The following is a 7,150-nucleotide window of genomic DNA, read 5'->3' as shown; positions in this document are numbered from 1 at the left end:
GTAAGACCCCTTGTAGACGACGAGGTTGATAGGTTCGAGGTGGAAGTGCAGCAATGCATGCAGCTGACGAATACTAATCGGTCGAGGGCTTAACCAAAATCCCTAAGAGAAATACTTTACGCAAGTTTCGTATCTAGTTTTCAAGGAATAATCCTTGAAATGAAGTTTGTTTTTATTCCCTGATAGCTCAGTTGGTAGAGCACTCGACTGTTAATCGAGTTGTCACAGGTTCGAGTCCTGTTCGGGGAGCCATATGGAGAGGTGTCCGAGCTGGCCGAAGGAGCACGATTGGAAATCGTGTAGGCGTCACAAGCGTCTCGAGGGTTCGAATCCCTCTCTCTCCGCCACTATATCTTTCTAGTAAGGCCCGTTGGTCAAGTGGTTAAGACACCTCCCTTTCACGGAGGTAACAGGGGTTCGAGTCCCCTACGGGTCACCATCAAGCATTTCTCATGGAGGCTTAGCTCAGCTGGGAGAGCATCTGCCTTACAAGCAGAGGGTCGGCGGTTCGATCCCGTCAGCCTCCATCATGAATTCTAACGAAGGCTTGATTTAATAGAATTCCTGACTTATACTTAATGACGCGGGGTGGAGCAGCCCGGTAGCTCGTCGGGCTCATAACCCGAAGGCCGCAGGTTCAAATCCTGCCCCCGCAACCAATAATGAATGTGGAGCCGTGGTGTAGAGGCCTAACATGCCTGCCTGTCACGCAGGAGACCGCGGGTTCGAATCCCGTCGGCTCCGCCATTATTACCAACATCATGTAAGGCTCGGTAGCTCAGTCGGTAGAGCAGAGGACTGAAAATCCTCGTGTCGGCGGTTCGATTCCGTCCCGAGCCACCATTTTACAACATTATATGCCGTTGTAGCTCAACTGGTAGAGCAACTGACTTGTAATCAGTAGGTTGGGGGTTCAAGTCCTCTCGACGGCACCAGATTTCCTGATTGGGGAATCGGTAAGGTTTTTATCATGGAGGCTTAGTGAAGTGGCTAAACACGGCAGACTGTAAATCTGCTCTCTCCGAGTTCGGTGGTTCGAATCCATCAGCCTCCATTTACTTTTTCTAGGGGCATAGTTTAAAGGTAGAACAAAGGTCTCCAAAACCTTTGGTGTGGGTTCGATTCCTGCTGCCCCTGCCAATAAAGTAACAAACTTAATATTGTGGCGGTCGTGGCGAAGGGGTTAACGCACTGGTTTGTGGATCCAGCATTCGCGGGTTCAAGTCCCGTCGTCCGCCCATTATTACCAAATCAGGATAATGGGGATTAGCCAAGCGGTAAGGCAACGGACTTTGACTCCGTCATGCCAAGGTTCAAATCCTTGATCCCCAGTATTATACTTTTATGCGGAAGTGGCTCAGCGGTAGAGCATCGCCTTGCCAAGGCGAGGGTCGCGGGTTCGATTCCCGTCTTCCGCTCCATTATTACTAAGGCGCCATAGCCAAGTGGTAAGGCAGAGCTCTGCAAAAGCTTTACCCCCAGTTCGAGTCTGGGTGGCGCCTCCACAAATTTATTAGCCGGAGTGGCGGAATCGGCAGACGCACAGGACTTAAAATCCTGCGGTAGGTGACTACCGTACCAGTTCAAGTCTGGTCTTCGGCACCATTGTTTTTACAAGTTCATATGCCGGCATGGCGGAATGGCAGACGCGCTCGACTCAAAATCGAGTCCGAAAGGGTGGAGGTTCGAGTCCTCTTGCCGGTATAACGAGTAGAAGTTCATGAAATCATTTGATTTCATGAGCTTTTTCTTTTTTTATCCTATGATGCTGCAATGGATACGGGTTGGGTCGATGTGGATGCATAGCCTTACTGAAATACCAAAACAGCTGGATGTCTTTTTAGGGCTGCGAAGAAATAACAGGCAGAAGGAGCCGGGTTCGGATGAACCGCAGCTCCTTCTTTTTTTGTGCCGATAATATTAGGCATCGTTAATTACCAAGCGTAAGTCATCGTTACGATTACGAGCAAGATGAACAATACGAGAATAGCAGCGGCGGAAGTTCCATAACCGACACCAACACCAGCAGCAACACCCATGGATGGCACCCCCAATCGTAAGTAATGCTCTCGGCAGCCTTCCCATGAGAGACTATACATCCTATGGTGATATGTCTCTATTTGACTGGGTGATCAGCCTAGACGAAGCTGAAAAACATGCTTTAGGCAGGAGCCTTTTTTTGAAAATTCGATCCAGAGTTTGAACAAGAGATAGCAGCCCTCCATATGGTAAAAAAGAAAATGATTTGCCACTATGGAGGTGTAAGAGCTATCGAGTACCTAGATATGTTAGCTAAGCTTGGGGTAGGCAATGCGCATCCCGGCGGGTTCGGAGAGACCATGGAGCAATTGAAGAAATACCCGATAGAGAAAGGGAAACGAGTTTTGGAGGTCGGATGCGGCACAGGAAGAACGGCTTGTTTCCTTGCGGAACAAGGATGCGAAGTGACGGCGGTTGATATCCGCCCGGAAATGATCGCGAAAGCTATCATACGAGCAGAGAAGCAAGGGGTTCAGGTAGATTTTAAAGAGGGAGATGTGTGTCAATTACCTTTTGAAGATGGAGCATTTGATGTGGTAATGGTCGAATCCGTCACGAATTTCGCAGATGCGCAAAAGGCGGTTTCAGAGTACTACCGAGTGCTGAAGCCGGGAGGGAAGCTCTATGACCGAGAAGTGATACGCGTCAAAAATATGACCCCTGGCGTTCATCGGGCGCTGTGCAGCTTCTATGGAGTCAGTAAAATTTATAGTATGGATGAGTGGCGGGAGCTGCTGGAAGGAAGTAAATTTGCTGTAGACTTCTCAGGCATACACCCTTTCCCGTTAACGATGTTCGAGGATCAAGTTCAGCATCCGGATCCTGTGCACTTATCCGATAAGCAATCGTTCATGGACCCAAGGATTTGGCAGATCACAGCCAGATACGATGAATTGGTGAATAAATACCATCATTATATGGGGTATACGCTAATGATTGGCTCGAAGGAATAGATGAAGATAAGGCAGGAATTGGGCACCCTAATGGCGAAGTAGGTGAGAAAGATTATCATTGGGGGCTGTTTCTTTTGAATGCTGGTGTTATAGCGGAACGCATTCCGAACCGGAAAGCGAAAGAAATTTATGAGTTGATTTGTCGCCAGACGACGATCTCCAAGACAGAGCTGTTAGAGCAAAGCGGGATGACCGTCTCAACGTTGACGCGGCTTCTGGAGGAGCTGACGAGCCAAGGATTCATTCTTGAATCCGGCTTCGGTGCTTCAACAGGCGGGCGTAGGCCGATTCTTTATGAAAAGAATTCGGCCTATGCGTTTATATTTGGCCTAGAAATTTCCAGGACCTTGTCCAAGCTGGTATTGGTCGATTTGGGCATGAACAAGCTAGACTCCCGGAGCTGGACAATGACCGCGGAAATGACACCGGAAGTTCTAATCCGCCTCATCGTTCTAGAAGCGCATAGTATGCTGGAGCGGCACGGAATCGTGAAGTCGATGCTGCTCGGAATTGGTATTGGCGCCGTTGGTCCCGTGGACAGGCTGTCAGGCACCATATTGGAGCCATCCTATTTCCAGGCCAAGGGGTGGAAGCATGTCGAGATCTGCAGGCTGCTGTCTGAGGAGCTTGGCATTCCCGCGATGCTGGATAACGGAGCCAACACAGCTATTTTGGCGGAATCCTGGCATCAGCGTACGCAGAGCTTCAAGCATCTGCTCTACATTCATGCCGGAGTTGGTTTGCGCTCTTCCATGGTCTCCGAAGGGAAGGTGATCTATGGTGCCGTCGACATGGAAGGCTCAGTCGGGCAAATGATCATTCAGACGGATGGGGTAGCCCACCGTAACGCTTCGGGAAACTACGGCGCCTTGGAGTCATACGCATCCTTGTATGCGATTGAAAAGGCGGCACGTTCTGCCTTAAAACAGGGCCGCTCCACGATGTTGACGCATTTCGTGGAGGACCCCGAACAGGTGACCTACACGCAGGTGCTGGAGGCACTCAAAAAAAATGATCCCCTTGTCGTGGAGATCATTGCGGAAGCTGCGACCTATTTTGGCATCGGACTTGCCAATTTGTTAAATATTTTGCATCCCGAGAAGGTGATCCTCGGGGGACCGCTCATCGCGGGCGGGGAGTTGTTCTTCCAAACCGCTACGCAGGTAGCGATTCGGAAAACGTACTACTACCCCGCGTATCAGGTTGTCTTCAGCAAGGGACAGCTAGGTGAAGAGGCCCTTGCCATGGGGGCAGCCGTGATGGTCATGGACCAGCTTGTTAGGCTGTAGCGCCTTTCAGGAATTCAAGGAGCAGGGCGTTGAAAGCCTCGGGTTTCTCCATCGGCGCCAAATGCGAAGCCGAGGGGATGGCATGAAAGCTGGCTCCGCGGATCGCGTCAGCCATCTTTTTCATCACATCCGGCGGTGCAATCGGATCCTGCTCGCCGGCGATGACAAGCGTCGGCACGGAAATGGCGCCGAGAAGGTCGACGGAGTCGGCACGGAACGCCATGGCCAGGCTGGCGTGGACAAGACCTTCGGCAGGCATGGATGCCATAACTGCGCTCAAGTTCTCCACGAGACCAGGCTGATCTTTGGCAGTCTGCTCGGTGAGAAGCTTGGGCAGCATCGCGTCTCTAGCCGCGCCAGCTCCTTTGTCATAAAGGGCAGCCGACATATTCATTCGGTTCTTGCGCCCCTCCGGCCCGTCTGCTTCCGGCCGGGTGTTCGCGAAGAGAAGCGCTGTGAACCGCTCAGGTGCTTTGCGAAGTAGCGCAAATGCCACATAACCACCCATGGAGAAGCCGCCGAGTGCGGCTTTTTGTATGCCCATTTTGTCCATCATGGTCAAAATGTCATCCGCGTATTGCTCCATAGAAATGTTCGCAGCAGGAACATCCGATTGTCCCATCCCTCGTAAATCGGGAGTAATCACGCGATAATGTTGCGACAAAGCATCAACTTGCGCTTGCCACATACGATGATCCAGAGGAAAACCATGCAGCAAAATGACTGGTGCGCCTTGCCCCTTTTCCGTTATGTACAGCTCTGCTCCGTTAATATGATGTTTCATTGGTCTTCACCCTCCATCATTGGATTTTTCCACTCAAATAGTCCGGTAATTCCTCAAAATAGTAGTATCGAGGTCACAGAAACGAGAGGAATAGCGAAAAAGTTATGTCTTCATACTTTCATTATGGTTAACTCATACTTCTCTAACATTTCATTGTTATTCTCTCAGTATACCCGTTGTTAACCAATAAAAGCGACTACGAATCATTCATTTTATGAAGTGAGGTTATGGTTATGACTAAAAAACCTTGGTCCACACAAGAATTAGATAAATTAAAACGTCTTTCATCTGAATGTCCTCCGGTAGTAATTGCCAGAGAACTATCCCGGCCTGTCACATCCGTGCGCAAAAAAATGCGTGAAATCGGCGTAAGCTACATAACCGGCGAGCAGTGGAAAAAAAGTCAGATTCAGTATCTGATTTCAGATGAAGGCTCCTCTTATACGAACAAGCACAAGCTAACGCAAGCTCCTAAGGAGAATGAGTTTGAATCTCCCGTACTCGACGAATTCTGGACAACGCTAGTGAAGATGGCCCGAGTAGCGAAAAAGAGGGGGAAACGCGTAGATGTCCTATCATTTATCGATACTTACCGAAAAATTCGTATCGGAGGGTAAAGAAACAGGAAGTACATAAAAGGTGAAATCCGTTATAACGAGATTTTACCTTTTTCTTTTGCCCAAATCCTTCTAAAATGAGAGGAGCAAAGCCATATAGGAGGTCATATGCATAGAATTCCTTTCTTTTCACTGATTAGCAAGTATGACACTGCGATTTGGGTTCGAGTCGTAGGAACGATTCTGACTTCATTGGCCGGATTTATGATGAGACCTTATCTGGTCTTCTACTTGTACGACAAGTTGGATGGCTCAGTCTTCTTATCGATGTTAATAGTAGGCTTGCAGCCCTTATGCGGAATATTCGTAAACTTGTATGCCGGCAGCCTGAGCGATAAGTACGGAAGGAAGCCGATGATGCTTGCAGCGCTCATTATTCAGGCTTTTGCTATTGGTGGGTACATCTTTGCCAGCCATGTTTGGGAGTTTGCCCTTATTTCCATTGTTAACGGAATTGGTCATGCGATGTTCGGACCTGCCGCCAATGCTCAGATATCGGATGTTGTGCCGGAGCAGAAGCGGGCTGAAGTGTTCGCTTTGCTGCATACTGCTTTAAATATGGGATCGGCGTTCGGACCGCTTCTTGGGTTGCTGTTGTTTACTCTGAATCCGACGATTATTTTTCTGGCTTGTTCGATTACACTGTTTGCTTATGCAGGGCTGGTTGTATGGAAGGTTCCGGAGACGATGCCTATAAAAAGGAATGAGGAACAGATTTTTGCGAAGAGCAAAGTCAAAATTAAATGGTCGGAGCATAAATCGCTGCTATGGATCACTTTCCTCGCCATGCCGGTATCCCTGTTATATGCGCAAGTGGAGTCAACATTCCCGCTGCATTTACAGCAAAATTTTGAAAATTATAAGTCGGTATTCGCGACCATCATTACTTTTAACGGATGTGTAGTTATAGCCTTACAGCTGTGGATCGCAAAACGAACAGAGCACGTTCCTGCTTATATAGTCGTGGCAGTTTCGTACACACTGTTTGCGGTGGTATCCATCGGCTATGGATTCGTTCCTTTCCTTGCTGTCCTGCTTTTCGTTGAATTTTTATTTACCATTGGTGAAATGTTGAACGGCCCGCATATTCAAAAAGTCATTTCGGTGATTGCCCCGGAGGAGCACAGAGGCTTGTATTTCTCCGTTTTCGGAATGAATTGGCAGCTGTCACGCGCTATTGGCCCTATATTGGGAGGATTGGTGTTCAGCCACTATGGCGGAAAGATGATGTTCGCCATTCTCGGGGTCATCCTTGTGGTTGCCGGCATCGCCCAGACGAGATATATCCGAAGTTTAAATCGCAAGCAGGAAGAGCTCGCCATTGAGGGTGCTTTGCAGGCTTAGATTTCAATTAGTTATCAAACGTGGAACAGAACCGCTTTAAGGCATCTGCCTTTTTGCGGTTTTTGTGTTTTTACGACTGTTTTTCAACAAAATGACTTAGGTCACCAATGTGCGATGACCTTG

Annotated in this window: 6 protein-coding genes, 16 tRNA genes and 1 rRNA gene; 21 read left to right on the top strand and 2 right to left on the bottom strand. The window is 48.8% G+C overall.

Going from position 1 to position 7,150, the window contains the following annotated elements:
- From J2Z65_RS09295 to J2Z65_RS09215, 17 genes are all read left to right on the top strand, one after another.
- Window positions 1-97, top strand: a 23S ribosomal RNA gene (locus tag J2Z65_RS09295); the annotation flags it as partial.
- A gap of 79 nt (window positions 98-176) precedes the next feature.
- Window positions 177-252 (top strand) — tRNA-Asn (locus tag J2Z65_RS09290).
- A 3-nt stretch (window positions 253-255) separates the two neighbouring features.
- Window positions 256-347 (top strand) — tRNA-Ser (locus J2Z65_RS09285).
- Window positions 348-364: 17 nt separating this feature from the next.
- Window positions 365-439, top strand: a tRNA-Glu gene (locus J2Z65_RS09280).
- A 15-nt stretch (window positions 440-454) separates the two neighbouring features.
- Window positions 455-527: transfer RNA gene (locus J2Z65_RS09275), tRNA-Val, on the top strand.
- A 55-nt stretch (window positions 528-582) separates the two neighbouring features.
- A tRNA-Met gene (locus J2Z65_RS09270) sits at window positions 583-659 on the top strand.
- A gap of 11 nt (window positions 660-670) precedes the next feature.
- Window positions 671-747, top strand: a tRNA-Asp gene (locus J2Z65_RS09265).
- Window positions 748-767: 20 nt separating this feature from the next.
- Window positions 768-843: transfer RNA gene (locus J2Z65_RS09260), tRNA-Phe, on the top strand.
- 16 nt (window positions 844-859) lie between these two features.
- Window positions 860-935, top strand: a tRNA-Thr gene (locus J2Z65_RS09255).
- Between the two features lie 37 nt (window positions 936-972).
- Window positions 973-1,054 (top strand) — tRNA-Tyr (locus tag J2Z65_RS09250).
- Window positions 1,055-1,066: 12 nt separating this feature from the next.
- Window positions 1,067-1,140 (top strand) — tRNA-Trp (locus J2Z65_RS09245).
- 25 nt (window positions 1,141-1,165) lie between these two features.
- Window positions 1,166-1,238, top strand: a tRNA-His gene (locus J2Z65_RS09240).
- Between the two features lie 22 nt (window positions 1,239-1,260).
- A tRNA-Gln gene (locus tag J2Z65_RS09235) sits at window positions 1,261-1,332 on the top strand.
- A 14-nt stretch (window positions 1,333-1,346) separates the two neighbouring features.
- Window positions 1,347-1,421: transfer RNA gene (locus J2Z65_RS09230), tRNA-Gly, on the top strand.
- Between the two features lie 10 nt (window positions 1,422-1,431).
- Window positions 1,432-1,505: transfer RNA gene (locus J2Z65_RS09225), tRNA-Cys, on the top strand.
- Window positions 1,506-1,516: 11 nt separating this feature from the next.
- Window positions 1,517-1,605, top strand: a tRNA-Leu gene (locus J2Z65_RS09220).
- A 20-nt stretch (window positions 1,606-1,625) separates the two neighbouring features.
- A tRNA-Leu gene (locus J2Z65_RS09215) sits at window positions 1,626-1,704 on the top strand.
- A 230-nt stretch (window positions 1,705-1,934) separates the two neighbouring features.
- Here the strand turns inward: J2Z65_RS09215 and J2Z65_RS09210 are convergent.
- Window positions 1,935-2,039: a YjcZ family sporulation protein gene (locus tag J2Z65_RS09210; RefSeq protein ID WP_167062630.1), complete on the bottom strand. Its 105-nt coding sequence runs from the start codon at window positions 2,037-2,039 to the stop codon at window positions 1,935-1,937.
- A 186-nt stretch (window positions 2,040-2,225) separates the two neighbouring features.
- On the opposite strand from J2Z65_RS09210, the gene J2Z65_RS09205 reads away from it, so the two are divergent.
- On the top strand, window positions 2,226-2,993 hold the full coding sequence (locus tag J2Z65_RS09205) for a class I SAM-dependent methyltransferase (protein WP_240159846.1): 768 nt from the start codon (window positions 2,226-2,228) through the stop codon (window positions 2,991-2,993).
- A 74-nt stretch (window positions 2,994-3,067) separates the two neighbouring features.
- A complete protein-coding gene (locus J2Z65_RS09200) occupies window positions 3,068-4,282 on the top strand; it encodes an ROK family protein (RefSeq protein WP_240159845.1) in 1,215 nt (404 codons plus the stop codon).
- On the opposite strand, the gene J2Z65_RS09195 is transcribed toward J2Z65_RS09200, so the two are convergent.
- On the bottom strand, window positions 4,272-5,066 hold the full coding sequence (locus tag J2Z65_RS09195) for an alpha/beta fold hydrolase (RefSeq protein ID WP_167062627.1): 795 nt from the start codon (window positions 5,064-5,066) through the stop codon (window positions 4,272-4,274). The genes J2Z65_RS09200 and J2Z65_RS09195 overlap by 11 nt on opposite strands.
- 233 nt (window positions 5,067-5,299) lie before the next feature.
- Here J2Z65_RS09195 and J2Z65_RS09190 point away from each other — a divergent pair, with 233 nt between their 5' ends.
- A complete protein-coding gene (locus J2Z65_RS09190) occupies window positions 5,300-5,683 on the top strand; it encodes a hypothetical protein (protein WP_167062624.1) in 384 nt (127 codons plus the stop codon).
- 108 nt (window positions 5,684-5,791) lie between these two features.
- On the top strand, window positions 5,792-7,027 hold the full coding sequence (locus J2Z65_RS09185; RefSeq protein WP_167062621.1) for an MDR family MFS transporter: 1,236 nt from the start codon (window positions 5,792-5,794) through the stop codon (window positions 7,025-7,027).
- The last annotated feature ends 123 nt before the right edge of the window (window positions 7,028-7,150 follow it).

Source organism: Paenibacillus aceris (genome assembly GCF_017874035.1).
GTDB classification, from domain to species: Bacteria; Bacillota; Bacilli; order Paenibacillales; family NBRC-103111; genus Paenibacillus_E; species Paenibacillus_E aceris.
The sequence above is the reverse complement of the archived record's forward strand: the minus strand, read 5'-3'. Positions and strand labels throughout refer to the sequence as shown.